Here is a 26,898-nt window from a genome sequence, read left to right as displayed (position 1 = left end):
CGGCGCGGACGCCATCGGCGCTGTGTCATTGCAACGTGTGGATGCCATAGGTGGTGTCCTCACGGGAAGTGGTCTGCGTCTGGGTACACAGGTAGCTGTCCCAGCCAAGGCGGACGCCACCACCGCCGCCGAGTGCGCTGCCCTGCACATCCTCGGCGCGCAGCACCAGCCGCACTTCGTATTCAAGAATGCCGCCGGTCAGCAGCGACAGCCATTTGCTGAGCGCCTCGGCGGCACTGCCACCGGGCAGGAACGCGTCGAACTGGTCGCGGCGCAGCGGACCGATGCGCAGGCGCAGGCGCAGGTCGCGCTGCCAGACCCGGTCACCGGCCAGCGCACTGGCGCCCAGCACGGCATTGGCCTGGCCCAGACGGGTGGCCTGCCCCGCCGGCACGCGATACCAGGCCCCGACGAACTGCTCCAGGTGCAGCGGCACCTGGAAGTAGTCCGACAGCACACGCTGCATCAGCATCGCCGACACCGGGCGCTGGCGCACCGCACCCGCGTAATAGGCCACGGCCTGGTCGAAGATCTCGCCCTCGCCTTCGTGCAGGCGATCGCGCAGCTCGCTCATGCCCATGCCGAGCAGCGACAGCACCAGCGGCAGGAAGCGCTCGCGCCGATCCAGTTCGTACTGCAGCGCCAGCCGGTGCTTCTTCCAGGCAGCGTAGTGCAGCGACACCGCGCGGGTGGAGAAGATATCCAGGAACGCGCGCGCGGTGCGGTCGCGCTGGTACAGCTCGCGCAGCTGCAGGGTCTCGGTGTAGTGCAGCGGCAGCGCACCGGCCGTACCCAGCAGGCCCATGAACTGCGGGGTCAGATGGACCTCGGCCAGCTCCTCGCCATGCAGGGCCTGCTCGATGGCTTCACGTCCCTGCAGACGCTCGCCCTTGAGCGAATAGACCTCGCCCTCGGCCGACAGCTCGGTGGCCGGGAAACCCAGCGACAGCGAGTTGCGGAAGCGCACCCGCATCGGCACGGCCTGGCCGGGCTTGACGCCCTGGCGCTGGAACACCTGCTCCAGCAACCGCACCGCCTGGAAGAACTGGAAGCGGTGCGGTTCGGTGAGCAGCTGCTGGGCTACGCCAGGATCGATTCGCCGCTGCGCGCTGGGCATCGGACGATCTCCTCTCCGCTGTCGCCGGACACCAGCACCAGTCGGGTAAAGCTGTTGGCATGCACATACAGTGCAAAGAAGTGGTCCATCACCTGGGCGAAGGCAGCCACACCAGTACCCACGAAGTGGGCTTCATTGAGGGTCAGGCGGATCTCCAGGCCACGCACCACCGAGGCGAACTGGCGGCCATGCATCCAGGTGGTCACCGGGGTCTGCTGCAGTTCAAGGATGCCGTCGATCTGCCGTGCTGAGACGGTGCTGCCGGACAGGTCGTACAGGCGCAGCATCTCCTTCAGCGCCGGCAGGCCGCTGGCGGTCAGTGACAGCTGGTTCAACGACAGGTGCGAGATCAGGCGCCATTGTGCATTGCGACCATGACGGAACCGCAGCGGCTTGCTCGGCTTGCGCAGCAGGCTGATCGCCCTGGCCGGGCTGCCGCCTTCGATGTTGAGATCACCGCCAGCGACGCCAAAGGCGAGCTGGTTGGGCAGGTCGCGATTGCTGCAGGTCAGCTCCAGGCTGACCGTATCGGTCTGCGGCAGCACCGGGTTGAACGAGAGGTCGACGAAGCTGATCTCGGTCTCAAAGCCCGGGCTCTGCCGGGCGATGTCCTCATCACGGCGCGCCACCCAGTACTGGCCAGTGCGCTCGGGATCTTCGCCATGATGCAGTGAATAGAACGGGCGGAAGGCCTGGATCAGCTCGCCCTGCGGCGTCTGCCGGATGCGGTGCACCGAATCGATCGAGTGCACCTCGTAGGCGAAGGCACGGCGCGCGTCGGCCAGCACCGGATAGTTCACCGTGCGGTGGGTGACCCGGATCGGTTCGCCACTGGTCTGGAACAGGTTGACGATGGGGGTGCAGCCCAGGCGCAGATTGTGCGGCCCCAACTCTTCCAGCACCATCGTGTTGTCACGGTCCTGGCCCTGCGCCTGCAGCACCAGATGCAGGGTGAAGCGGCGGCTGGCACTGGCGGTCAGGGCTGGCAGGTGCAGGTCGACGAAACCGAATTTCTCCGGATAGGCGAACAGTTCGGTCAGCAGCCGGTAGGCCGGATGCGAGCGCGCCGGGAAATCGATCAAGGCTTCATCGTCGGCAAAGCCGACCGGGCTCAACGGCACGTTGTCCAGGCGGCGCCAACGGCCGTCGCCATCGGATTCCACATAGGCCGCCTTGACCCCCAGCATCAACGCATCGCGCAGCGCGGCGCGCACCGACGGCTCACCGTCGAGGAACAATCGCAGGCGATCGGTGCCCAGCTGGTGGAAACCGAGCTGGTCGGACAGCAGTTGGAACCCCATCGAGATCTGGCCGCCGCTGCCGGCGGGCAGCGTGGTGGCCATCGGCGCATCAGCCACGCTGCGGTACACCACCTGCTGCACGCCGACCGGCGCCAGCACCACGTCGTAGGCGGTGCGGAAATCGCAGGGCACGCCCCGCACCGGGCGGCTCTGCAGGGCGGTGCCACGCGGCACGCGCACCGGCGCGCTCAGTTTGGAGGCCACGCCTTCCATATCGAAATGGGCGATCGAGCAGGACGGAAACGGCCGCAGGTAGTGCGGATACAGCACGTCCAGCAGCGCATCGGTGAACTCAGGATAGTCATCCTCGATGCGCTTGGACACGCGCGCACTGAGCAGCGCGAAGGCTTCGATCAGGCGCTCGACATGCGGGTCCTGGCTGCCTTCGGCAGACAGCTGCAGGCGCCCGGCGATCTTCGGGTAGCGCTCGGCGAACTCACGCCCGTAGCGACGGAGATAGGCCAGTTCGCGTTCGTAATAGGGCAGCAGATCCTGCATCAGGCGGCCTGCGTACGGCGTGCGCGGGTGACCTGGTACTGCAGGGTCGACGGCTGCAGCATCGCATCGAAACTGACCGGCTCGCGCGCCGGCTCCAGGTCCAGCAGCGCGTGGATGGTGAAATGCAGCCCGCCGGCGAACTGGTTGCCGGCATCAAGATGCACGTTGACATTGCGCAGGCGGCGCTCATGACGCGCCACGGCCTGCTCCAGCGAACGGCAGATGGCCGCCCGGTCGTAGGCATTGGCCAGGCTCATGGCCGAGAAATCGGCCAGCCCGTAGGTCAGCAGCGACTGCCGGCAGTTGGGAAATTCCTTCATGTCGCCCTCCTGGAACGCGGCGCGCGAGTTCAGCAGCCCCTCCAGGTCGCCGGCAATGGATTCCTTGTACTGCTCAAGCGAGACGGACTTGAAGACCGGCCCGGCGCCCGGTTGCTTGGGGGCGTCGTCGAACAGTTTTTCCAGCAGGCTGGGTTCGAGTCCCTTCATTGGAAGATCCACTCAGGTTCGGCATCCGTGCGGGCGGCAACGGTGCAGCAAAGGCGAGGCCGATCCTGGCCCCACCCGGCGATCAGACTGCGATGGCGCACTAGGCGCCATCGCAGCGACACAACATCACACGGTGTAGTTCGGGATGTTCTTGGTTGCGCTCCACTGCGCCACGGTCTTGCCACCAACGCCGCCTTCCGGCTTCTGCTGCTGGTAAGTCCACTTGATGGCGCCGAAGCTCAGCTGAACAACTTCCTGCGGCATGCCTTCCTTGTCCACCGTCGTGGTGACGCGGTGGACCAGCACGTTCAGCAGCTCGACCGTGTAGTAATTGATCGCGTTGCCGTCCTTGTCGGCGCGCATGAACTGGATCTGCGCCTTGGGGAAGGTGGTGCCGTTGGAGGCGGCCTGGTTCAGGGCCGTGGAGGCGAGGTCGATCGACTTGGTGATTTCGATCGGGGACAGGTTCACGCGGGCAGCGGTGGTGCCGCCGGAGGTCGACGCGGTGGCCGAACGCGGCTGCAACAGGTCCTGCGAGAACGACTGGATTTCGATCCAGTCCTTGTGCTTGTCGTCGTGCGACTCGCCCTTGATGGTGTCAATCGAGAGGAAAGCGTGCTGCATATCTGGTCTCCTAAATTCCGTTCTTCCGTGAGATTTGATGTGCCAGGCGCGGGCCTGGCGGTTAAGGGGGGCTACGCCCTCTTGAAATAAGCGTCACTGCAATCCGGGGAGCGGACTCCCCTGGACGCTTCAGTTACAGCAAACCGTTACGACTTTTTCGCGGACGCCGGCAGTTCGGCGACCAGACGCAACGAAACAGACAGCTCATCGAGCTGGAAATGCGGCCTGATGAAGGCCACCGCGCGGTAGACGCCAGGCTTGCCCGGCACCTCCGAAACCTGCACAGATGCTTCGCGCAACGGGAACTGCGCCTTGGCTTCCTGCGACGCGTTGTCGTCCAGCAGCACGTACTGGGCGATCCAACGGTTCAGGAATTCCTCGACGTTGCCCGCCGAAGCGAAGCTGCCGATCTTCTCGCGCATCATCGCCTTGAGGTAATGGGCGATACGCGAGACCGCGAAGATGTACTGCAGCTGTGCAGACAGGATCGCGTTGGCATTGGCCGAATCGGTGTTGTACTTCTTCGGCTTCTGTGCCGACTGTGCGCCGAAGAACGCGGCGTAGTCGGTGTTCTTGCAGTGCACCAGCGGCATGAAGCCGAGGTCACTGAGTTCCTTTTCACGACGGTCGGTGATGGCCACCTCGGTCGGGCATTTCAGCGCCACTTCACCATCGTCGGTACGGAAGGTGTGGGTGGGCAGATCCTCGACCAGGCCACCGCCTTCCACGCCACGGATGGCAGCACACCAGCCGAAGCTCTCGAAGGCCTGGGTCAGACGGGCACCCATGGCGTAGGCGGTGTTGCACCACAGGAACTTGCTGTGGTCGGCCGCTTCGATCTCTTCGACGAAGTTGAAGCCCTCGACGGTGGTGCCGTCTTTCGGGTTGTACGGCAGGCGGCCGAGGAAGCGCGGCATGGTCAGGCCCACGTAGCGGCTGTCCTCGCTCTCGCGGAACGACTTCCACTTGGCGTATTCGACGGTGTCGAACACCTTGGCCAGGTCGCGCGGCTTGCCCAGGTCGGTGAAGGTTTCCAGGCCGAACATGCCTTCGCTGGCAGCGGAGATGAACGGCGCGTGCGCCGCGGCGGCCACGTGCGACATCTGCTCGATGAAGTACATGTCCTCCGGCTGGCGGCCGAGGAAGTAGTCACCGATCAGCGCACCGAACGGCGCACCACCGAAGGTACCGAATTCTTCCTCGTAGACCTTCTTGAACAGCGCGCTCTGGTCGAAGTCGATGGCCGACTTGAAATCCTTCACCAGGTCCTTCTGCGGCGAATTGAAGACCTTGATCTTCATGTTCGGGCCGGTGGAGGTCTGCTGGCACAGGTAGTGCAACCCGCGCCAGCTGCCTTCCAGCTTCTGGAAGGCATCGGCGTGCATGACCGCGCTGAGCTGCTCGGAGATGATCCGGTCGATCTCGGCGATGCGGGCATCCAGGGTGAGATTGAGGTTGTCGGAGACCACCACGGTGCCGTCCAGAACTTCCTTCGCCAGCGCGGCGATGATGTCCTTGGCGCGGTCATGTTCGGTCTGCGACTTGGCGACCTTGCTCTTCTCGACGATCTGGTCGAGCAGGCCCACCTCTTCGGCGACGGCGGCCTGGGTGGCCAGTTGGCTGGCATCGGCTGACATCGGTCAGTCCTCCTTGGTCACGCCGAGCTTCTTCAGCTGCTCGGTGTTGTTGAGCACATCGGTCAGCAGGTCTTCCAGCTTCTCGTTGCCGGCCAGCTTGTTGCGCAGGTCGGCCAGCTTGGTACGCGACTCGAGCAGGCGACGCAGCGGTTCGATCTGCTGCACCACCGCCTCCGGGCGGAAGTCCTCGATGGAGTTGAACTTCAGCTCGACGCCGAACTCGCCGCCGTCGTCACTGATCTTGTTCGGCACGCGATACACCGCGCGCGGCGCCACGCCCTCCATCACTTCATCGAAGTTGTCCAGATCGACGTTGACGAACTTGCGATCCTTGACCTTCGGCAGCGGCTGCTCCGGGTTGCCACTGAAATCGCCCATCACGCCGACCACGAACGGCAATTCCTTCTGTTCGATCGCGTCGCCCTTCTCCACGTCGTAGGTGAGCTGGACGCGCGGCGGGCGGATCTTCTGCAGCCGCTTCTGGATGCTTTCCTTCTTGGCCATGAGTGTCTCCTGACTGGGGCCGGTTCCGGATCAGTTGCCGATGTTCTGGAACGGATCGGAGGTGTTGGAGCGGGCGGCAGGCTTGGCCGGCTGCGTCGCGGCGGGCTGGGCGGCGGCGGCCGGAGCGACGGCACGACCGGCGCGGGTACGGGCGCGCGGCTTCGGCTTGGGCGTCGGGTCGAGAATGGCGTCACCCATGGTGTTGCGCAGGGTGGTGGCCAGGGTCTGCGCTTCCTTGCGGGCGGTATCCGACGCCAGCGCGCCACGGCCCTGCAGGCGGGTGAGCGACTGGTTGGCGACGCGGAAACCGGCAACGGTGATCACACCATCGGCAACCAGGTCGTTGGGATCGCGCTGGAGCACCTCTTCGGCGGCAACGATCGCACGGGCGTACTGGCCCTGGTCGAACTGCAGCTGTGCGATGCGCACCCACGGTTCCTTGCGCGTCGGGTCGGCCTTGGCGGCCAGCTCGAACGCGCTGATCGCGGCATCGGCGCCGCCAGCGGTGACCTGCGCCTCCGCATTGCTCAGCGTGGTTTCGAACGGCACGACCTCGGCCTTCTTCGGTGCCGATGAGCAGGCCGCCAGGCCCGACAGCATCATCAGCGCGAACATCGGCCGGTACACAGCCTTCCCCATTGCCTTCACTTCCATAGTGATCCCTCGTCGAAATTAGTTCCTAAAGGGAGCCGAATCTCCGCCGATACAACGCACGGGATTCCTGCCCCTGTCGGCGGCAGTGTACATTCGCGAATACGCGTCGGTATAGTGAATTTCGTCAAGAATATGGCGAATTTGATAGACACACTCTTCACATCCCGATGTGATATTCGCGAGCAGAAACCTTTATACGCGCACCTTTCACCCCCGCACTCCGAGCCCGCCGACTGCACATGAATGCGCAACTTTTCCGACTCCATCGCGTGATCTCCGTCACGATTTTCTCCCTCGTTATCTCCAGCTCACTGGCCGGATGCGCCAGCGACAGCAAACTGGGTAAAGCGATGGACAAGACATTGCAGGCGGTCGGCATCCGCGAGGAGAAGCCCGAGGCACCGCCAGCGATTCCGCTGCGCCTGTATGCCGGCAGCAACCTCAATGCCGGCAATGACAAGCGGGCCACGGCGGCGGTGGTCAAGATCTACCACCTGCGCAGCCTGCAACGCTTCGAACAAGCCCCTTTCAATGCCTTCCTGGACCAGGCCGGCGAGCAGGCAGCGCTCGGTGCGGACCTGCTGTCGGTCAACGAAGTGGTACTCACCCCCGGCGCCCGGCAGGAATTGTCCGAGCAGCTGAGTGAAGGAAGTGCAGTGCTCGGCGTGGTTGCCCTGTTCCGCGCCCCGGCCGAGAATCGCTGGCGGCTGGCCTTCGACACCAAGGGCAAAACGCTTCCGCAGGACGGCGTCACCATCGGCGTGCATGCCTGTGCACTGACCAGCGACAGCAAGGCCTTGTTGACACGTATTTCCGGCGATCCAGGCAGTCTTGCATCGATCCGCTGCGCAGGGGCGAAGTAATTCCGCGCCGGAATTCTGGCACTCGATTTCGCCGATGCGATAGTATCCCCTGATGCAACGTTTGCCCCCGCGCGCTTAATGTGAGATCCAACTCACACTTTCACATTGCTGGATAGGGGTTCTCGCCACAGGGGAAGGTGAGAATGGCGGGATCGGCCCTCGCGGACGATATTTTCGAGCTATTTCCAAGGATTGAACGTGGCTTATGTAAGCAGGATGTCGAAGGTTCTCTGGGGTGAAGGATTGTTCCTGCGCCCCCAGCATTTCCAGCGTCAGGACGCCTATCACGAAGCGCGGCTGCAGGATCTTTCGCAGACGCTGCATCCGTATGGCTGGGGTGCGCGCCGGGTGCGTTTCGATCCCCATGCGCTGTCGGGTGGGACGCTGCGCCCGCTCGACCTGTCGGCTGTGTTCCCCGATGGCGAGACCTACGATGCGCCGGCCCATGACAGCCTGCCCGATGCGGTCTCGCTGCAGGATCTGCCGCCCGGCGTGCAGTCCACGGTGGTCTACCTGGCACTGCCGTTGCTGCGCGACGATGGCGCCAACTGCGCCGATGCCGAAGGCACCGTGCTGGCCCGCTATCGGCAGGCCAACCGCGATACGCAGGATCTGTTCACCGACGCGGTGGAAGCCGAGCTGGCCTTCCTCAGCAAGGCGGTGAAGCTGCTCACCGACGACCAGCCGCGCGATGCCTATGCCACGGTGCCGGTGGCACGCGTGCGCCGCACCTCCAGCGGCGGCTTCGAACTGGACGATGAGTTCATCCCGCCGTGTGCGCAGTTGCAGGCATCGCCGTTCCTGCATCGCGAACTGCGCGCCGTGCTCGACGCGCTGCAGGCCAAGGTGGACGCGCTGTACGGCCTGCACCGGCAGACATCGCAGAACATCATCGAATTCCGCTCCGGCGATATCGCTTCGTTCTGGCTGCTGCACACCATCAACAGCTCGTTCAGTGCACTGGCGCACCTGCTGCATCATCCGCAGCTGCATCCCGAGCGCCTGCACCAGGAGCTGCTGCGCATGGCCGGTGCGCTGCTGACGTTCTCCAATGCGTACCAGCTGGGCGATCTGCCGGTGTATCGCCACGACCAGCCGGAGGCCTCGTTCCGCAAGCTGCTGGAGATCGTGCGCGCCCTGCTGGATACGGTGATCTCCACGCGCTACTTCAAGATCGCGCTCAACGAGATCAAGCCGTCCTATCACCTGGGCCGCCTCGATTCGCAGCGCATCGATGGCAATGCCTCGTTCTACCTGTCTGTGTCGGCCTCGCTGCCGGCGCAGGAGCTGATCCAGAGCGTGCCGGTCCGCTTCAAGGTCGGCGCGCCGGACGACGTGGAGAAGTGCGTGCTGTCGGCGCTGCCCGGCGTGAAGCTGGTGCATGCCGCGCAGGTACCGGCGGCGATTCCGGTGCGCCCGGGCAGCCACTACTTCGAGTTGGACGCGCGCGGCGCGCTGTATGAGCGCATGCTCAAGGCGCAGTCGGTGATGATCTACGTGCCGGCCGGCATTGCCGAGCTGAAGATGGAACTTGTGGCGGTGACCTCATGATGAACTCTCCCCTGCCCCCGACCCCGGGCCCGATGCCGTCGCTGACCGCCAATGGCGCGATGGTCAATCCCACGCCGCAGGCGGCCAATCCACAGAGCCTGCAGGACCTGATGTCCGACGGCTTCTACCTGCTGCTGCTGCTCAAGCGCGGGCAGCTGCCGCACGATGCCGAAGGCTTCGTGCAGACCGTGCAGAAGTTCCTCGATGGCGTGGAGCGCAACGCGATGCGCATGGGCGTGGCATCGGAGGATGTCTACGCCGCCAAATACGCCTTCTGCGCCGCTGTGGACGAAGCGATCCTGTCGCAGCCTTCCCCGCTGCATGAGACCTGGGAGCGCAACCCGCTGCAACTGCGCCTGTTTGGTGAGCACCTTGCCGGCGAGCACTTCTTCGACCGGCTGGAAGAGCTGCGCCGCCAGGGTGCGGCGCGCCTGCCCTCGCTGGAGGTCTACCACTACTGCCTGCTGATGGGCTTCGAGGGCAAATACCGCCTGGAAGGCACCGAGAAGCTGGGCTACCTGACCGCACGCCTGGGCGATGAAATCGTCTACCTGAAGGGCAAGCGCCACGGTTTCGCACCGCACGCGCTGCCGCCGGACAACGTGCGTCACAGCCTGCGCCGCGTGGTGCCGCTGTGGCTGCCGGCGGTGGTGGTGGGCTGCTTCGGCATCGTCGCCTTCTTCGGCATGCGCACCTATCTGGGCCACGAGACGCGCCAGCAGCTGGCCGCCTACAACGATGTGGTGCAGATGCCCGAGCGCACCGCGCACATTACGATCACCTTGCCATGAGCCTGATGATATGGACATCCCAAGCTCCGCACTGCTCGCTTCCCTCGCCTCGCTGTCGCACCGCGACCGCCTGATCCAGCTGAAGGGGCCCGAGGCGGGCCTGGTGGTCGAGCGTTTCGAAGGTACCGAAGCGGTCTGCGGCGACAACCGCCTGCAGATCGACTGCCTGGCCACCGACGCTTTTCTTGCACTGGACCCGTGGCTGGAACAGCCACTGACCCTGCAGCTGCGCCAGGCCGACGGCGCGCTGCGGCAGTGGCATGGGCTGTGCACCGAAGCGGCGCAGCTGGGCAGTGATGGCGGCCTGGCCCGCTACCGGCTGATCCTCGAACCGTGGACCGCACTGCTCCGCCTGCGCCGCAATGCGGTGATCTTCCAGGACCTGGACACCCGCGCGATCTGCGAGCAGATCTTCGCCGACTATCCGCAGGCCGTGTTCCGCTTCGACGTGCAGGCTGCACTGCCGGTACGTACGATCACCACCCAGTACCGCGAAACCGACTGGGCCTTCGTCACCCGGCTGCTGGCCGAGGCCGGCCTGGCCTGGCGCATCGAGCAGGCGCAGGGCGATGAGGCCGCGCACACGCTGGTGGTGTTCGAGCCGGGTGCCGAACTGCCCGACACTGGCCGGGTGCGCTTCCATCGCGCCGACATGGCCGAGGCCAGTGATGGCATCACCGCCTTCGCCGAGCGCCAGCAACTGGTGCCCAACGCCAGCACCGTGGCCAGCTGGCACAGCGAGCAGGTCACGGCGGTGGCCGCGCAGTCCAGCGCCGACGCCGGTAGCCTGCCGGCGCTGGAAGTCTATGTGCAGCCACGCGCCGGGCGCTTCGCCCAGGCCGGCTGGGCCGATGCCGAAGCACAGGCGCGGCTGGACGCGCTGCGGGTGGGCCAGGTGCTCTACAGCGGCAGCGGCAGTGAGCGCCAGTTGGCCGCCGGCAGCACCTTCCGCCTGGCCCAGCACCCGCAGCACGAAGGCCAGGCCTTCCAGCTGCTGGCGGTGCAGCACGTGGCGCTGAACAACCTCGACCAGGGCATCGCCGAGCTGCTGGGCAGCCCGGCGCTGGAGCGCGGCGCCTACCGCAACAGTTTCCTGGCCACCGGCGCCGGCGTGCCGCTGCGCGCCCTGCCGCAGGACCGGCCAACCCTGCATGGCCCGCAGACCGCCCGCGTGGTCGGCATCGCCAACACTGCGGTCACGCCCAACCGCGAGCATCAGGTGCGCATCCAGTTCGGCTGGCAGCGCGGCAGCCAACCCAACCCGGGCGGCCTGACCGACACCGGCAGCGCGCAGCCCGGCCATGCCCCCGGCGACCACACCAGCGGCAGCTGGGTGTCGGTGGCCGAATGGGTGGCCGGCCCGAACTGGGGCACCGCGTTCCTGCCGCGGGTGGGCAGCGAGGTGCTGGTGGAATTCCTGCACGGCGACATCGACCAGCCGCGCATCACCGGCCAGCTGTACAACGGCGAGGTGGCCCCGCCGTTCGGCGGCGGCATCGACGAGAACGCGCGCCACCCCGGCGTGCTCAGTGGCCTGCATACCCAGGCCCATGACGGCAACGGCACCCAGCAATGGGTGATGGACGATACGCCGGGCCAGCTGCGCACCCGCCTGCACAGCTCGCTGGCCGACAGCCGGCTGGAGCTGGGCTACCTGATCGCGCACCAGGACACGGCCCGCGGCGCACTGCGTGGCGAAGGCTTCGAACTGGCCACCCAGGGCTGGGGCAACGTGCATGCCGGCGAAGGCCTGCTGCTGTCGGCCAGCCTGCAGGAACGCGCGGCCTCCACGGTGATGGACAACGCCAGCGTGGTGGCCCAGCTCAAGGGGGCCGAGCGCAGCCTGGAACAGATGCAGCAGACCCTGGCCCAGCAGCAGGTGCCGGGCCTGGCCGAGTACCAGCGCACCAAGCAGCTGCGCGAACAGATCGACCCGCAGGCGCAGGGCCGCTTCCAGGGCGAGGTGAACGGGCAGAGCGCGATGAAGCCCGGCAGCGATGGCCGCAGCCCCGGCGAGCAGCCGGTGGAACGGCTGGGCACACCACTGCTGCTGGCCGAAGCGCCGCACCACATCGCCTGGACCACCCCAGCCAGCGCGGTGGCCTATGCCGGGCAGAACCTGCAGATGACGGTGCAGCAGGACCTGCACGTCAGCGCCGGCGAAACCCTGGCCACCGTCTCCGGCGAGCATGTCTCGCTGTTTGCGCAGAGCGGCCCGCTGCGGGTGATCGCCGCGCAGGGTCCGGTCAGCCTGCAGGCCAACGATGGCGAACTGGAACTGCTGAGCGATCAGGCACTGACCATCACCGCCACCGACGACCGCATCGACGTGCTGGCGCAGACCAAGGTGGTGCTGCAGGCCGGCAACAGCGCGATCACGCTGGAGGGCGACAACATCACCTTCAGCTGCCCGGGCGAGTTCAAGGTCAAGGCGGGTGAGCATCCGTTCATGGGGGCCGATACCAACCCCGCCATTCCCGAGCACCTTCCGCGCGGCACGCAACTGGTGCCGCAACAATTCGGGCTGCGCCTGGTTGAACAGTTCGGCCTGCAGGGACTGGCCGGCAAGCCCTACACACTGGACATCGGCGGACAACATTTCGAGGGCGAACTCGCCTCCGATGGCAGCCTGATGCATGAGATGCCCGAAGGCGCGAAGCAGGCCAAGCTGAAGGTGTTTCCGTTCGGCGCCGACAACCATCCCTGGGAATGGACACTCGACCTTGCCGCACAGAAACAGACCGACGAGCACACCGGACTGCAATCGCGCCTGAAGAATCTTGGATTCTACGATGGTGCGGTCGATGGCGACTTCGGCCAGCTCAGCCGCATGGCCATGCAGCGCTTCCACCAGGCGCGTGAGCTGGTTGGGCTGAACACGCCCAGCCTTCCCGGCGTCACCTCGCTGGGCAAGGACCACGACATCTAGGACGGATGCATGATCTACGGCAATCACAACCTGCAACGAGGCGACCACGACGGCACGCCTGCAAACAACCGGCCGCCTCGCTGGGGGGCCGTCGACAATCCGCCGCCACCCACGCCCGCCAACGCGCAGACGCCGCAGAACCAGGGCGGGGCGACACTGGCGATTCCGCAGCACGTGCGCCAGCTCCAGCAGGACCTGCGCACCCTGGGCTTCATGTTCGTCGGCACACCCGATGGTGGGTTCGGTCGCGGCACCGAGTGGGCGGTACGCGAGTTCCAGATCTACGCCAGCATGGCCAATGCCGCGCAACTGAACCAGGGACGGCTGCACGGTTGGCAGCCCCAGGCAGGCTTGACCGCACCGGAAGTGATGGCGCTGGGACTGCGCCCCAACTCCAATCCACCGGAAAGCTATCACGTCGCCTCATTGGATCGGGTCGCCAACGGATCGCGCTACACCGGCCCGATCAGCGGCGTGATGAATGCCGACACGCGCACCGCGATGGAACACTGGCTACGCAACAACTATCGCTGCCCGGTGGTCATCGAGGCATGGCAGGTTGCCACCGGCAACAACCAGCGCACCACACCGTTCACCAACGGCATCAATATCTGGAACTTCGACGAGATCACGCAGGGCACCGTGCGCAATGCCGCCAATCGCGTGGTCGCCCGCGTGCGGATGTTCAGCAGGGACTTCACCGGTCATTACACACTTCCGAACGGCCGCCGCGATGACCAGTACCAGTCGCTGGGCAGCTACGCGCGGTTCATGACCTACGGCGGCCCGATGAGCGAGGTGCCCAACCATACCTGGGCCGAAGCGGAAATGACGCCCGAACGCCTGATCGGTCCAGCGACGACCACGGCAATCCTGGCCGCCACACCCAACGGCGCCGCAGCGTCCACCTATCGTGTTGTGCGCGCCACGGCCGAGCAGGAATGCATGGGCATGTTCGACAGCATCAACGCCTACGATGACGCCCTGGTCTCTCTCGGCCCGTGCCATTGGACCATGGGCCTGATGCCTGCCGGCGGCTATGACAATGGCGAGCTGCCTGGCTTCCTGGCCTACTTCCTGCATCGCAACCAGGCCGACTACCAGCGCTATCTCGGCAATCTGGGTCTTTATCCGGCGACGGCCTGGGCCGGCGTCAACACGGGGCCGCTCTGGGACCGCACCGGTCGCAAGTATGTCGGCTGGATCCGCCATCACAACGAACAGACGCAGCCTGCGCAGGCGGCGACCGGCCTGGCCCAGCTGCCCATGGTCGACCGGGCAACCGTGGAGGCCAACTACTTCAAGACCTGGCACTGGTTCTATCGTCTTGCCATGATCGGCCGCACCTGCGCGAACTTCCAGCAGGCGATGTGGGACATGGTCCGCTTCCGCATCCGCGACATCCGCTCAGCCCCAATTGCAGTCAATGTGGGAGCCGTCCACATCAACGCAACGCTGGGTGACATCTACACCTCGGAAAAGTCGGTCGCGATCCTGCTGCGCTGGCATATCTTCCGTCCGGGCCACGTGACCGGGGCCCGCGTCAGGGATTCGTTAACCCGCGCCATCAACGGCCATGCCCAGCTGAACTGGGCGACGGCACCGGCGCAATGGACCAACGCACACGAGCAGGCGATCACCGCGCAACTTCTCACTGACGCGCTTACGGTCAACGACACGCAGGATCGTCTCGCCAACTGGCCGACCTATCCCGGGCGCAACAGCCGCAACTACACACTCAACAACGAGCTGGGCGCATTGCGTGATGGCCGCGGCTCCTTCCACTTCGATACCACGGGAATATGACGATGCCTTCCGTTCTTCGAGCCGCCCCGCTGCTGGCCGGCCTTTGCCTGGCCGCCTCCTGTGCAGCCAAGCCCCCTGTCGGCGATACCCTGGACCGCGCCTGCGCCGCAGTCGCCATCGACGATCGGATCGAGCTGCTCCCTCTGGAAGGAAAGCACGTCAGCGCCTGTCCGCCCGGCGACGATGAAGGCTGCCCGTACAGTGGCCAGCAGGGAAAAACATCGCTGAGCGACACACCGGATCTGAACAAGGATGGACGCAAGGATGCCATCCTGACCTACTTCGGCAGCAGTTATGGCGATATCGACGTGACCGACAAGCTGGTCCTGGCCCAATGCAAGGACGGAACCTACATCCGTCTTCTGGAAGGAAAGTTCACGACACTGACCGCTCCGGCCATGCCGCATGCCACGTGGCCGGCTCTGGAAGCGACGAGGAACTGCCCGCTGGGCCGAGGTGATGCGGTCCGCACCGAAAAGATCCAGCTGACCTTCGATAGCAAGGCAGCACAGTATCGTGGACCTGCAGGCCTGAATCTCGCCGCGGCCTGCCAGGCCCAGGGCGACTGACCGAAGTACGCTGCGTGCTCACGGCATGTAGCGGGAAGCGGGAAGCGGGAAGCGGGAAGCGGGAAGCGGGAAGCGGGAAGCGGGAAGCGGGACAGTATCCACGCCAGAATACAAAGAACCCGGTGCACGTCCCTCCTCGCAATTACCGTCACAGCTGATCGCTCAAGTTGCGCGCAAGCATCTGCAGGGCACGTATCTTTACTTCCAGCGAAATCGCAAGGTCGTTGGATCTACTTGCCCTCCCCCAGCAAGAAGCTCACCACCGGTTCCGGCATTACAGCGACAGCAAATTCTCCTGATCTTCAAGCGTACTTACTAGTCGCCTCGGGCATGTCGACCTATGAGATGACGCCAATCACCATCAACGGTCGCAGGCTGTCTACTGCCTAAGTGGACTGTGATGACAGGAACTCCCGCTGCATCAGACCACCGTAACTGGTAATTGGAGGCTGACGCAGACAGCATCAGTTCCGATCAGCCACAACCGCTCTTATGGGCACATCATGTCTTATGCGCACACCATGAAGCAGTTATCAAACAGGCTTACAGCACTGGTAGCTCTCTCCTGCCTTTCGGCTCCCGCTTGCTCATCAACGCCAAAGGACAACGAACTCAGTGTGCGCTCCCCAAAAGGAATTACAGTCACAGCTGATGGTCCGATTGCACGCAACTATCCGCAGACCAAGTGCCTTGACTTCCAGCGAAAGAACAAGAGCATCGGATTTCTCTGCTTCTCCTCCAGCGAGCAGTTCATCACTGATGTCGGCATCGCAGCAACAGCGTCTCCTGATGCTCAGGGGCACTTGCAGGTAACCTCAGGCATGTCTACCTATGAACTGAAGCCAATCATCATCAACGGCCGCACGCTGTTTACTGCCGAAGTGGATTGTGACGACCGGGACGCGGCCCTGTATCGAGCCACCTCAGCGTGTCATGTGGCATTCATGCCCGTGGCCAATGCTCACTTCTTCTATAGCAATTTCATTCTCAGCAATGGAGCGACTTCCACATCGTGGGTCGATGAGCGGACGGTCATGGACATCTGGAAAAGCCTGGCCAGTGCCACTGGCGGGCATGGATGAGCACTGACGCAAGACGCATTCGCAGACCCGGTCAATGTCTCTTGATCGCTTTCATGCTGATCATGGGCGGATGTGGCGGGTCGGCCCCCAAAGCGACGTTCGAGACCTCTCCTGCACTATCCGATGCGGATCTGAAAGGTCTTTACCCGGGCACGCTGCTGACGCAGGTGGTGTTCGAGGACATCGACGGCGCGGGCCTGCTGCTGCTTTCCCGCAGCGAAAGCACGATGCCCGCCGAAGGTGATGAGGATCCGGTGGAGCAGATCACCCTGCGCGCGGAACTGTACCGGCGTGCGGACCAGGCGGCGCCCTGGACGTCGCGATGGAGCGTCGACGACCCGATTCAATGCGAAGGCCTGGACCTGGACGCGGGCTATTTCCTGGACCAGGTGACGGCGACCGATCTCGACAACGATGGCCGCGCCGAGCTGACCCTGGCCAGCCACAGCTTCTGTGGCGGCGGGGTTGACCCGCAGCAGCTGCGCATCGGCCTTCGCCAGGGGGAGCAGTACTACGAAGTGCGGGGCGAATCGCTGGTGGAGGTGGAGGGAGACGCGCCGTTCGGTGGCGAGCGCCAGGATGATTCTGCGCTGGCTTCGGCTTCGCCAGTGCTGCGCGCGCACGTGGATAAGGTGTGGGAAGCGATCAAGCGCGGCCCGCCCGGCGCGCCGTGAACGCCGCGCCTTGATCCAACGCATGCCGTCAGCGTGGGCGCAGTGCTATGGTGGCGCCATCATGCGCCCTGGAGCCGTTCCGATGACCCGAATCAGCATCGCCCGCCTCGCCCTTGCCGCCCTTGCCACGCCGCTGCTGCTGGCCGCCTGCGTCAGCACGCCGGGCCCAGAAGTGAAGGGTACCGGCCGCTGCGACGCCAGCCAGCTGGGCTGGGCGATCGGCCAGCCGGCCAACGAACCCAACATCCGCCGTCTCTCCAGTGAGAGTGGTGCCGGCCTGGTCAACCCGATCGGCCCCAGCACCATCACCACCAAGGACATCCGCCAGGACCGTCTGCGGGTGTACGTGGACAAGGACAACATCATCACCGCCACCCGCTGTGAGTAATCACCGCCGTGGGCTTCTGTAGAGCCGAGCACACGCTCGGCTGCTCTCCGGTCAGTCCGCACGGAATGCCAGTCGAGCAGGCTCGACTCTACATCTCAGGGTTCGGTGTATCCGGCGCAATCCGGCAGCGCCTGGTCGGTGCGGAACATCCCATCGCTGAAGCGGAAAAGACGCGTATAACTGCACGCCGGGTCCTGCTCGGTGCGCAGGTCCTTTTTCTTCAGCGGGCCCTTCGCCAGCGAATCCTCGAAGCGTGAGACGCCAGCCGGGAACCGTGTTGCGACGGTCTGATAGCGCAGCACCGGCATGCCCTCTGCGGCCACGTCCAACCCCAGCTTGGCCGAGAAGCCATACTCATCGTGGCAGGCCCCTGCGCGCTGCTTGATGTCCTGCTCGCTGAAGCAGGCACGGATCATCGCGTTGCCCAGCCACGGTACGGTCAGCACGTCATCATCGACTTGGATGTCGTCCTCAAGGTGGCGCACCCGTGCCAACTGCAGGGTGGACGCATCGGCGCCACCGCCGGAATACATGGTGCTGAATTTGACGATGCCACCGACCAGCACGTTCTGCCGTGCGCGCTGCTGTGGATCCTTCACGGGCGCATCGGCGCCCACCCCTGGCGCCAGCCGCACGATCCAGGGCCACAGCGACAGCTCGCTCTCCGCTGGCACCTCAATGCTCACGTGGTGGACGTGCAGCGACGGCTGGCCCGGCACCCGCTCCTGCACCTCAAGCGTTGTGGGCCGGTCACCATCGTTGGCCACCGGCTGCACGCGCACGCACCATGCGCCGTCGCTGGTGCAGCTGCGCATGCCGGTGGCATCGAGCACCTGGCCCAGTGGCTCCATTACGTTGCCGGCGGCATCGCGCTGCTGCGGCAGGATCGAAGCCTGGGCCAGCGCCAGCAGCGGAGTAGCCAGCAGAGCCGCGCACAAGGCCGTGCGGGCGACAGCGATGGGCATCAGAGGGCTCCTGCATGTGGAACCCCGATGGTAACCGCTCCCCGTAGAGTCGAGCTTGCTCGACTGCATGTAATCCAGAAAACGAGGCCGTCGAGCAAGCTCGACGCTACCCGGATCGGTTGTCTAGCCGCAGTCGCAGCCACCCCACCCCTTCTCCTTCGATGTCTGGCCGATGCCAGGGTTGAAGGTATTGCTCGGGTCCAGCTGTTTGTAAAACCCCGCCAGCGCCGGCTTGGCCGGATACAGGTGGCCGACATTGTGCTCGGCCGGATACTCTGCGCCGCGCTGGTCCAGCAAGGCCCACATCGCGTGCTCGATCGCCATCGGGTCTTCACCCTTGCGCGCGATGTAGTCCTGGTGGAACACGTGACACAGGAAATGGCCGTAGTACAGCTTGTGCAGCAGGCGGTTGTCGATGTCGTCCGGCAGCTGCTCGAACCAGTCGGCATCATCGCGGCGCAGCGCGATGTCCAGTGCCACGATGTCCTGCACCTGCTCGCGGTGCACCTCGCGGTAGCGCACGGCGGCACCGGCCACGGCGAAGCGATGCAGGAACGCCTTGCGGCCCTCCTCCGGCGTGCAGTGGAAATAGCCGCCTTCATGGCCTGCGAAGAACTCGCGCAACCAAGCCTCGGTCTGCGCTGCGTCCTGCGCGGACACCTTCAGCAGCAGGTGATGTTCATAGCGCTGACGGAACTCGCCCATGCGCACGGGCAGGTGCGAGGGCAGCAGCCCCGTCAGCCCCTGCATAACCTGGTCGGTCACCCCGCGCAGGCCCAGCCGTTCGAACCAGCCATCGACGCGGCTCTTCAGCGCGAACGCGGCCGGCACACGCGCGGTGCCGAGGTGATTGATCAGCAGGAAGCTGTCCTTGCCGTAGCGTTCGCCGATGTCATACGCATCGCGGTGGATGTATTCGCCGGCAATCGGCAGGCGCTCGAAGCCGGTCAGCAGCTGGCGACGGATCGCGGTCAGGCTGTCGGTACGGTTGCTGCCAATGTAGAAGACTTCGGCGGCCTCCTTCTCGAAAGTGTCCAGGCGCACCGCGAACACCGCCAGTTTGCCGGCCGAACCGGCAGCTTCGAAGTGACGGCTGGGGTCGGCGTTGAATCGTGCCGGGGTATCGGCATCGACCCGACGCACTTCCTCGGCGTAGCGCGGATCGGAGGCGGCCCGGCCGTCGCCGTCACCCACGTCCATCGCCGTGTAGTCGCCGGCCTGCAGCCGCTGCAGGATCTGTTCGGGCGTATCGCCCAGGGCGATGCCCAGGTGGTTGACCAGCTGCAGTGTGCCCTGCGCATCGACCTGCGCGTACAGTGCCAGCTCGGTGTACGCCGGGCCGCGACGCACCAGCGCGCCACCGGAGTTGTTGCAGATACCGCCCAGCACCGACGCACCGATGCACGACGAACCGATCACCGAATGCGGCTCGCGGCCGAGCGGTGCCAGTGTCTGCTCCAGCCGGTCCAGCGTCGCGCCGGGCAGGCACAGCACCTGGCGCCCTTCGTTCAACAGCTGGATGCCGGTCAGGCGCAACGTGCTGACCAGCACGATCGGACGGCCATAGTCGTTGCCATCCGGGGTCGAGCCGCCGGTCAGTCCGGTGTTGGCCGCCTGCAGGATGATCGCCGCCCCACCCTGCACCGCGGCCTGCAGGACGTGCCACAGTTCCAGCAACGTGCCCGGCCGCACCACCGCCAGTACCGGACCGTCGCCGAAGCGGTAGCCACGGCGGAAACGGCGGGTGGCCTTGTCACCGGTCAGTACATGGCGGCGGCCGACAGCATCGCGCAACCGCGCCAGCACGGTCTGCGGGTCGCTCACGGCAGGTTGACCAGCGAGTCGCGGCCGATGTCGGCGATGCGGCGGGCACCGGTCAGCGTCATCGCCACCCGCATTTCCTTGGCGATCAGGTCCAGCAGATTGGCCACGCCGGCCTCGCCCTGTGCGGCGAGCGCGTAGACGAAGGCACGGCCCAGCAGCACGGTGTCGGCGCCCAACGCCAGCATGCGCACTACGTCCAGACCGGTGCGGATACCGGAGTCGGCCAGGATCTTCAGGTCGCCCTGCACCGCATCGGCGATCGCCGGCAGTGCGCGCGCGGTGGACAGCACGCCATCGAGCTGGCGACCGCCATGGTTGGAGACCACGATGCCATCGGCACCGAACTTGACCGCATCACGTGCATCATCCGGGTCGAGGATGCCCTTGATCACCATCGGGCCCTTCCAGAACTCGCGGATCCACTCCAGGTCCTTCCACGAAATGGACGGATCGAAGTTGCTGCCCAGCCAGCCGATGTAGTCCGCCAGCCCGGTCGGGTTGCCACGGTAGGTGGAGATGTTGCCGAGGTCGTGCGGGCGACCCAGCAGGCCGACATCCCAGGCCCAGCACGGATGGGTGATGGCCTGGCCGATGCGGCGCAGCGCTGCGTTCGGGCCACTCATGCCGGAATGCGCGTCACGATAGCGCGCGCCCGGCACCGGCATGTCCACGGTGAACACCAGCGTGGTCACGCCGGCGGCCTGCGCGCGCTCCAGCGCGTTGCGCATGAAGCCGCGGTCACGCAGCACGTACAGCTGGAACCACATCGGCCGCTGGATCGCCGGCGCCACCTCCTCGATCGGGCACACCGACACGGTGGACAGGGTGAACGGAATGCCACGGCTGTCGGCCGCGCGCGCCGCCTGCACCTCGCCACGCCGGGCGTACATGCCGGTCAGGCCGACCGGCCCCAGCGCCACCGGCATCGCCAGCGTTTCGCCGAACAGTTCGGTTTCCAGGCTCAGGTCGGACATGTTGCGCAGGATGCGCTGGCGCAGCGCGATGTCGGACAGGTCGGAAACGTTGCGCTTCAGCGTGTGCTCGGCATATGCGCCGCCATCGATGTAGTGGAACAGGAACGGCGGCAGCCGGCGTTGCGCGGCAGCACGGTAATCGGTGGAGGCGGAGATGATCATGGGGTCAACCGTGTGGGGAGGGTAGACGCGAGGCCCGCGCACGCCGGGCTTCGTTGTCATCGAGGGTGCGCAGCGTGGTGTGCACGAACTCGAGGTGGGCATGCGCGGCGGCGCGCGCGCGTTCGGGGTCGCCAGCCAGGACCGCATCCATCATCTCGCGGTGCTGGTCGGACAGCGGCGAGAAGGTCCTGGCCGAGGTATAGAGCTTCTCGCGGCTCTGCGAAATGTTGGTCTGCAGCAACTCGAACAGGCCACGCATCACCTGCAGCAGCACCAGGTTGTGCGAGGCTTCGGCGATGGACAGGTGGAAGGCCGCGTCAGCCTCGGCCTCGCCGGAGGGATCGTCCTTGCCATGCGCATCCATCATGGTCTGGAACGCCTGTGCGATGCGCGTGCGATCCTCGTCGGTAGCACGCAGCGCCGCGTGCCAGGCGGTGGCGCCTTCCAGTGCGTGGCGGATCTCCAGCACGTCGAAGCGGTATTCCGGGTCGCCCTGGAACAGCGGCAGGTACGGCGCCAGCGGTTCGTCCAGCGCCTGCCGTGCCCGCGCCGCCGGTTCGGCCACATAGGTGCCGCCGCCCACGCGCGCGCTCAGCAGGCCCTGGCTGGCCAGCTGCGCGATGGCCTCGCGCAGCGCGGTGCGCGAGACCCCCAGCTGCACCGCCAGGGTGCGCTCGGCCGGCAACCGGTCGCCCGGCTGCAGCCGTTGTTCCTGCACCAGGCCGCGCAGCTGCGCGGCCACCTTGTCCGAAATGCGTTGCGTGCTCATGGCGCCATTGTGGCCTGAAGCGAGCAATGAGGGGTCAGACAGCCGGGCATGGCTCAGGGAATCATCCAGGTCAGCCAGTAGGCCTGGGCCAGGGTGATCAGGCCGACCATCGTAGTAAAAATCAGGCTGTGCTTGACCGTGAAGCGGAACAGGTCCGACTCCTTGCCGGCCAGGCCGACCGCAGCGCAAGCGATGGCGATCGACTGCGGCGAGATCATCTTGCCGGTCACCCCGCCGGTGGTATTGGCCGCCACCAGCAGCACATCGGACACGCCGATCTGCTGCGCGGTGGTGGCCTGCAGCGCCGAGAACAGCGCATTGGACGAGGTGTCCGAGCCGGTCAGGAACACGCCCAGCCAGCCCAGGAACGGCGAGAAGAACGGGAACGCATCGCCGGTGTGCGCCAGCGCCAGGGCCAGTGTGGCCGACAGCCCCGAGTAATTGGCGATGAAGGCGAACGCCAGCACCATGCCGATCGAATAGATCGGCATGCGCAGCTCGCGCACGGTCTCGCCGAAGGTCTGCAGCGCCGAGCGGGCCGGCATGCGCAGGGCGATGATGGCGATCACCGCAGCCAGGATGATCGAGGTACCGGTGGCCGAGAACCAGTCGAACTTGTAGATGGCTTCATAGCTCAGCGGCGCCGGCACGATCGGCGGCATCTTCTGCACCATCTGGTCCAGGCCAGGCACAGGGATCTTCAGCACCCAGCCTTCCAGCGGGCCGCCAGCCGCGAACAGCGTCTTGAACGGCTTGATGCTCCACAGGGTGACCATCGCGGTGAGAATCAGGAACGGCGACCACGCCTTGGCGATCTGTCCGACGCTGTAGCGCGGCGCTTCCAATGCCTGTGCGGCCGCTTCGGCACTGGTTCCGGTGTCGAAGCGGAAGATCCGCACCGGCTTCCAGCGGCGCAGGAACAGGGTCAGGCACACCAGCGACGCCAGCGAGGCGGTGATATCCGGCAGTTCCGGACCGATGAAGTTGGAGGTCAGGTACTGGGCGATGGCGAACGAGCCACCGGCCACCAGCACCGCCGGCCAGGTCTCCTTGATGCCGCGCCAGCCATCCATGATCGCCATGATCCAGAACAGCACGATGATCGTAAGGAACGGCAGCTGGCGGCCGGCCATCTGCCCGATCTCGAACGCATCCAGCCCCGTGACCTGCCCGGCCACGATGATCGGAATGCCCATCGCACCAAAGGCCACGGGCGCGGTGTTGACGATCAGGCAGAGGCCGGCCGCATACAGCGGCTTGAAGCCCAGCCCGACCAGCAGTGCCGCGGTGATCGCCACCGGTGCGCCGAAACCGGCCGCACCTTCCAGGAAGGCACCGAAGGCAAAGCCGACCATCAGCATCTGCAGGCGCTGATCTTCGGTGACCGACAGGATCGAAGCGCGGATGATGTCGAACTGCCCGGTCTTGACCGAAACCTTGTAAAGGAACACCGCGCCGATGATTATCCAGGCGATCGGCCACAGCCCGTAGACGAAACCGAAGCCGGCCGCGCCCAGCGCCTGGGTCAGCGGCATGCGGTAGAACAGCAGCGCCACGCCGAGGGCGATGGCCACGGTGATCGTGCCGGCCAGCCAGCCCTTCATGCGCAGCACGGCCAGGGCGACAAAGAAGAAGGCGATCGGCAGCAGCGCGATCAGGCTCGACAACCACAGGTTGCCGGCGGGGTCGTACAGGTGTTGCCAGGGCTGCATGAAGGCTCTCGACTGGGGGCGGGATGTGTTCCACCCCGAAGGGAGGATCGCCGCGGCCCGTCATAATTGGTATTACCATTAATGGCGATGATCGGACCGCTTGCAGCGAATTGAACCGCCATTCTGACGGAGCGCCTATTAGACCATAGCGCTAGATGCCATATTGGTAGGACCATTAAGGCCGCCATGGTAGTACCGGCCGCTGGCCGGCAACTCGAGATTCCTTACGAGATCCGTTTCTCCACCCGCCGCATCACCGCCAGCACCAGCACGCACAGCACACTGACGCCAATCGCAATCACGTATTTGCCGATCCCCACGGCGATGCCGATGGCCGCGGCCATGATCAGCGAACTGGCGGTGGTCAGCCCGCTGACCTGGTCTTCGCGTGAGCCGCGCAGGATGGTGCCGGCCGCAACGAAGCCGACACAGGCCACTACCGCCTCGATCAGGCGTACCGGGTCGACCTGCAGCAGGTCGCGGTAGCGCTCCTGCTGAAAGTGCTCGGCCACCGAATCGCCCAGCCCGACGATCAGCGCCGCGGCACCGGCGATCAGCATGTGCGTGCGCAGGCCGGCAGCGTGCTTGCCCATCTCGCGTTCGATGCCGAGCACGCCGCCGAACAGCATCGCCGTTGCCACGCGCAGCAGGATCGAGAAGTCCTGGGACAGTTCCATGCGACCTCCGGAAGTTTCCGGAAGACTTGCGCGATCGGCGTCGGACGGTGGTGAAGATGGCACCACGGTCCGTTCACCCGGTAACGCCGGGTCATCGCCGACGCCACCGCAGCTCAACGCATCACTGCGCCAGGTAGCCACCATCGATGGCGTAGTAGGTTCCGGTCGCGAAGGAGGCCTCGTCGCTGGCCAGCCAGGCCACCAGTGCCGCCACCTCCTCGGCGGTGCCCAGCCGCTTCAGCGCGTGGCGCGCTTCCAGCGTTGCGCGCACCTTCGCGTCCATCTTCTCCAACAGCGGCGTAATGATGAAGCCCGGACCGACCGCGTTGACCCGGATACCGTCGGCCGCGTGCTCCCACGCCGCGGTCTGGGTCAGGCCGACCACCCCGTGCTTGGCCGCCACGTAGGCGGTGGAACCGGCATAGCCGACCTGGCCCAGGATCGAGGCCATGTTGATGATGCTGCCGCCACTGCCGGCCGTGCGCATCGCCTGGATCTGCGCCCGCTGGCACAAGAACACGCTGGTCAGGTTCACATCGATCACTCGCTGCCAGCCATCCACCGGGTAGTCGCCGCTGCTGGCGGCCGGCCCACTGATGCCGGCGTTGTTGACCGCAATATGCACACCGCCGAGTTCCTTCACCGTGCGCTGCACGGCGGCCTCCACCGCCGCATCATCGGTGACGTCCAGCGCCACACCGATCGCCTGTGTGCCGCGCGCCTGCAGCTGCGCGACGGTGGCGTCCACTGCGTCCTGTTTCAGGTCCCAGACCGAAATGCGGGCGCCGGACGCGGCCAGCGTATGCGCCACTGCCAGGCCGATACCGGATACACCGCCGGTCACGATCGCGGTCTTGCCACCGAGCTGGTAATCGATCATCTACGTTCTCCATCGTTGGGGGATAGCGATGCGGCGCGCAGCCGCCAATCCACCACGCTACGCCGGCCGCTGTGACGAGCCAGCTGACATCGTGTCCGCATCCGATCGTTCCAGCCGTGCAACCTCAACCTGGGTTGATGTATGGATATACGTACGGATATGCAGGCAAAACGCCTGCGTATGCTCAACGGCGAATTCACTTTGGCCGTAATCATCAATCGGTTTGACCATATTGGAATCAAAAGCGCGCGAATCACGGCGACAATGGGAAACGTTTCCAGTTTCTTCGACACACACTTCCCCTCTGGCGCTTTCCCAGCCCTCCACAGTGCCGTCGCCGCCGCGCGGCTGCACGCACAAGCACCGGCGCAGCACCCGCAGTGCAGCGCCCCGGGCAAGGCACCGCCAGTGTCCACCTCCAGAGCACGTGCCGAGCGATGTCCCGATACTTCACCTTTGCCGATTACCGCCGTTTCGGCCAACGCCACGGCTTCGACTACCGCGCCGACCCTGAACACCTGCGCGATGACCAGTGGGCCGGTCGAGGCGAGGTCAACGAACAGTTCCTGCGCGGTGGCATGAGCCTGATCGCGTCCGACGTCCATAACCGGTTCCCGTATGTGGCTACCGCGCAGCAGAGCCCGGGGCTGGTGATCCGCGTGATGCTGCAGGGCCAGGTCGACGTGCGTGTCCCGCGACGTGCAGGATTCACCCTGCGCGCTGGCACCGCGATGACCGCACACCATCGCGAGCAGATCGAGATGACCGGTGCGCATCCCGGTGAAACGCGCATGCGCGGGGTCAGCGTGATGGTGCCCAGCCAGCTCGATCCGGACCTGTTCCAGCTGCCGCAGCTGGAGAGTGCGCTCAACGCGCATCTGGAATGCCGCCACTGGGCCATTCCGCACACCTTGCTACCCGTGCTGGGACAGCTGTTCGACAGCCCGTGGCAGGACGGCATCGACGCACTGTGGCGCGAAGGCGTGGCGCTGCAGCTGCTTGCAGTCGGGCTGCAGGCCGAAGATCTGCAGACCGAGCAGGTACGTACGCTGCGTGCCGGGCAGCGCGAGCGCCTGGAGCGCGTACGCGCCTACCTGCACGATGACCCCAGCCATGCCCACAGCCTGGTCGAACTGGCGCAGCTGGCGTGCATGAGCCCGAGTTCGCTGCGCCGCCACTTCGCGCAGCAGTATGGAAGCTCGGTGTTCGATTACCTGCACGAGCAGCGCATGCGCCATGCCGAGCAGGGCCTGCGCGAAGATGGCTGGACCGTCGAGCAGGCGGCCGCGGCCAGTGGCTACCGCCATCCCAGCAATTTCGCCGCCGCCTTCCGCAAGCGCTTCGGGCTGGTGCCCAGCCGCTGGCGCACTGGTCCTTCGAAGGTCGGGTAAAGCGATATCCCTATGGGTGGGTGTCGACTTTGGTGGACACGCTTTCGCCGCTGCCGGCCAGCGGCCGG

The 26,898-nt window shown here is 65.5% G+C and carries 25 protein-coding genes; 10 read left to right on the top strand and 15 right to left on the bottom strand.

Going from position 1 to position 26,898, the window contains the following annotated elements; genetic code table 11:
* Window positions 1-25: 25 nt before the first annotated feature.
* The 7 genes from tssG to LZ605_RS23070 form a co-directional block, all read right to left on the bottom strand.
* A complete protein-coding gene (tssG, locus tag LZ605_RS02935) occupies window positions 26-1,117 on the bottom strand; it encodes a type VI secretion system baseplate subunit TssG (protein WP_249843716.1) in 1,092 nt (363 codons plus the stop codon).
* Window positions 1,081-2,916: a type VI secretion system baseplate subunit TssF gene (gene tssF, locus LZ605_RS02930; RefSeq protein ID WP_107230862.1), complete on the bottom strand. Its 1,836-nt coding sequence runs from the start codon at window positions 2,914-2,916 to the stop codon at window positions 1,081-1,083. The genes tssG and tssF overlap by 37 nt, the downstream gene beginning before the upstream one ends.
* Complete coding sequence (gene tssE, locus LZ605_RS02925; RefSeq protein WP_249843715.1) at window positions 2,916-3,404, bottom strand: type VI secretion system baseplate subunit TssE; 489 nt, start codon at window positions 3,402-3,404, stop codon at window positions 2,916-2,918. Before tssE ends, tssF begins: the two co-directional genes overlap by 1 nt.
* A gap of 126 nt (window positions 3,405-3,530) precedes the next feature.
* Window positions 3,531-4,028, bottom strand: a complete 498-nt coding sequence (locus LZ605_RS02920; protein WP_006465355.1) for an Hcp family type VI secretion system effector — start codon at window positions 4,026-4,028, stop codon at window positions 3,531-3,533.
* Between the two features lie 146 nt (window positions 4,029-4,174).
* Complete coding sequence (gene tssC, locus LZ605_RS02915; protein WP_107230863.1) at window positions 4,175-5,665, bottom strand: type VI secretion system contractile sheath large subunit; 1,491 nt, start codon at window positions 5,663-5,665, stop codon at window positions 4,175-4,177.
* Window positions 5,666-5,668: 3 nt separating this feature from the next.
* Window positions 5,669-6,169, bottom strand: coding sequence for a type VI secretion system contractile sheath small subunit (gene tssB / locus LZ605_RS02910; RefSeq protein ID WP_107230864.1), 501 nt, complete (start codon window positions 6,167-6,169; stop codon window positions 5,669-5,671).
* A 30-nt stretch (window positions 6,170-6,199) separates the two neighbouring features.
* Complete coding sequence (locus LZ605_RS23070) at window positions 6,200-6,823, bottom strand: tetratricopeptide repeat protein (RefSeq protein ID WP_107230865.1); 624 nt, start codon at window positions 6,821-6,823, stop codon at window positions 6,200-6,202.
* A gap of 269 nt (window positions 6,824-7,092) precedes the next feature.
* Here LZ605_RS23070 and tssJ point away from each other — a divergent pair, with 269 nt between their 5' ends.
* The 9 genes from tssJ to LZ605_RS02855 all read left to right on the top strand — a co-directional run bounded on the left by tssJ (window position 7,093) and on the right by LZ605_RS02855 (window position 17,476).
* Window positions 7,093-7,686, top strand: a complete 594-nt coding sequence (gene tssJ, locus LZ605_RS02895) for a type VI secretion system lipoprotein TssJ (protein ID WP_429001137.1) — start codon at window positions 7,093-7,095, stop codon at window positions 7,684-7,686.
* A 216-nt stretch (window positions 7,687-7,902) separates the two neighbouring features.
* On the top strand, window positions 7,903-9,237 hold the full coding sequence (tssK, locus tag LZ605_RS02890) for a type VI secretion system baseplate subunit TssK (protein WP_107230867.1): 1,335 nt from the start codon (window positions 7,903-7,905) through the stop codon (window positions 9,235-9,237).
* Entirely contained in the window at window positions 9,237-10,028 is a 792-nt protein-coding gene (gene icmH, locus LZ605_RS02885; protein ID WP_107230868.1) for a type IVB secretion system protein IcmH/DotU, read from the top strand. Before tssK ends, icmH begins: the two co-directional genes overlap by 1 nt.
* 10 nt (window positions 10,029-10,038) lie before the next feature.
* Entirely contained in the window at window positions 10,039-12,957 is a 2,919-nt protein-coding gene (tssI, locus tag LZ605_RS02880; RefSeq protein ID WP_249843713.1) for a type VI secretion system tip protein TssI/VgrG, read from the top strand.
* Between the two features lie 9 nt (window positions 12,958-12,966).
* Window positions 12,967-14,763, top strand: a complete 1,797-nt coding sequence (locus tag LZ605_RS02875; protein ID WP_249843712.1) for a peptidoglycan-binding domain-containing protein — start codon at window positions 12,967-12,969, stop codon at window positions 14,761-14,763.
* 2 nt (window positions 14,764-14,765) lie between these two features.
* Window positions 14,766-15,332 carry a hypothetical protein gene (locus tag LZ605_RS02870; protein WP_249843711.1) on the top strand — a complete coding sequence of 189 codons (567 nt, stop codon included), beginning with the start codon at window positions 14,766-14,768 and terminating at the stop codon, window positions 15,330-15,332.
* Between the two features lie 503 nt (window positions 15,333-15,835).
* Window positions 15,836-16,414: a hypothetical protein gene (locus LZ605_RS02865; protein WP_249843710.1), complete on the top strand. Its 579-nt coding sequence runs from the start codon at window positions 15,836-15,838 to the stop codon at window positions 16,412-16,414.
* Between the two features lie 53 nt (window positions 16,415-16,467).
* On the top strand, window positions 16,468-17,088 hold the full coding sequence (locus LZ605_RS02860) for a M949_RS01915 family surface polysaccharide biosynthesis protein (RefSeq protein ID WP_249843709.1): 621 nt from the start codon (window positions 16,468-16,470) through the stop codon (window positions 17,086-17,088).
* A gap of 91 nt (window positions 17,089-17,179) precedes the next feature.
* The gene (locus tag LZ605_RS02855; RefSeq protein WP_306803900.1) at window positions 17,180-17,476 is read left to right on the top strand and encodes a hypothetical protein; all 297 of its coding nucleotides are present in this window, start codon (window positions 17,180-17,182) and stop codon (window positions 17,474-17,476) included.
* A gap of 95 nt (window positions 17,477-17,571) precedes the next feature.
* Here LZ605_RS02855 and LZ605_RS02850 read toward each other — a convergent pair whose 3' ends face one another.
* From LZ605_RS02850 to LZ605_RS02815, 8 genes are all read right to left on the bottom strand, one after another.
* Complete coding sequence (locus LZ605_RS02850; RefSeq protein WP_249843707.1) at window positions 17,572-18,441, bottom strand: hypothetical protein; 870 nt, start codon at window positions 18,439-18,441, stop codon at window positions 17,572-17,574.
* A 123-nt stretch (window positions 18,442-18,564) separates the two neighbouring features.
* Window positions 18,565-20,265, bottom strand: coding sequence for a D-lactate dehydrogenase (gene dld, locus LZ605_RS02845; RefSeq protein WP_249843706.1), 1,701 nt, complete (start codon window positions 20,263-20,265; stop codon window positions 18,565-18,567).
* Window positions 20,262-21,401 carry an FMN-dependent L-lactate dehydrogenase LldD gene (lldD, locus tag LZ605_RS02840; protein ID WP_249843705.1) on the bottom strand — a complete coding sequence of 380 codons (1,140 nt, stop codon included), beginning with the start codon at window positions 21,399-21,401 and terminating at the stop codon, window positions 20,262-20,264. Before lldD ends, dld begins: the two co-directional genes overlap by 4 nt.
* A 4-nt stretch (window positions 21,402-21,405) precedes the next feature.
* Window positions 21,406-22,170 carry a transcriptional regulator LldR gene (gene lldR, locus LZ605_RS02835; protein WP_249843704.1) on the bottom strand — a complete coding sequence of 255 codons (765 nt, stop codon included), beginning with the start codon at window positions 22,168-22,170 and terminating at the stop codon, window positions 21,406-21,408.
* A gap of 53 nt (window positions 22,171-22,223) precedes the next feature.
* Window positions 22,224-23,882, bottom strand: a complete 1,659-nt coding sequence (lldP, locus tag LZ605_RS02830; protein WP_249843703.1) for an L-lactate permease — start codon at window positions 23,880-23,882, stop codon at window positions 22,224-22,226.
* A gap of 224 nt (window positions 23,883-24,106) precedes the next feature.
* On the bottom strand, window positions 24,107-24,559 hold the full coding sequence (locus tag LZ605_RS02825) for an MgtC/SapB family protein (RefSeq protein ID WP_249843702.1): 453 nt from the start codon (window positions 24,557-24,559) through the stop codon (window positions 24,107-24,109).
* Window positions 24,560-24,680: 121 nt separating this feature from the next.
* On the bottom strand, window positions 24,681-25,439 hold the full coding sequence (locus LZ605_RS02820; protein ID WP_249843701.1) for an SDR family NAD(P)-dependent oxidoreductase: 759 nt from the start codon (window positions 25,437-25,439) through the stop codon (window positions 24,681-24,683).
* 57 nt (window positions 25,440-25,496) lie between these two features.
* Entirely contained in the window at window positions 25,497-25,793 is a 297-nt protein-coding gene (locus LZ605_RS02815) for a hypothetical protein (RefSeq protein WP_249843700.1), read from the bottom strand.
* A gap of 83 nt (window positions 25,794-25,876) precedes the next feature.
* Between LZ605_RS02815 and LZ605_RS02810 the strand changes: the two genes are divergently transcribed.
* Window positions 25,877-26,830 (top strand): helix-turn-helix transcriptional regulator, encoded by a 954-nt coding sequence (locus LZ605_RS02810; protein WP_249843699.1) that lies wholly within the window; start codon window positions 25,877-25,879, stop codon window positions 26,828-26,830.
* Window positions 26,831-26,898 lie beyond the last annotated feature (68 nt).

Source organism: Stenotrophomonas maltophilia, from assembly GCF_023518235.1.
In the GTDB taxonomy this organism is placed as follows: domain Bacteria; phylum Pseudomonadota; class Gammaproteobacteria; order Xanthomonadales; family Xanthomonadaceae; genus Stenotrophomonas.
This window is presented reverse-complemented; position numbering and strand designations above follow the sequence as displayed.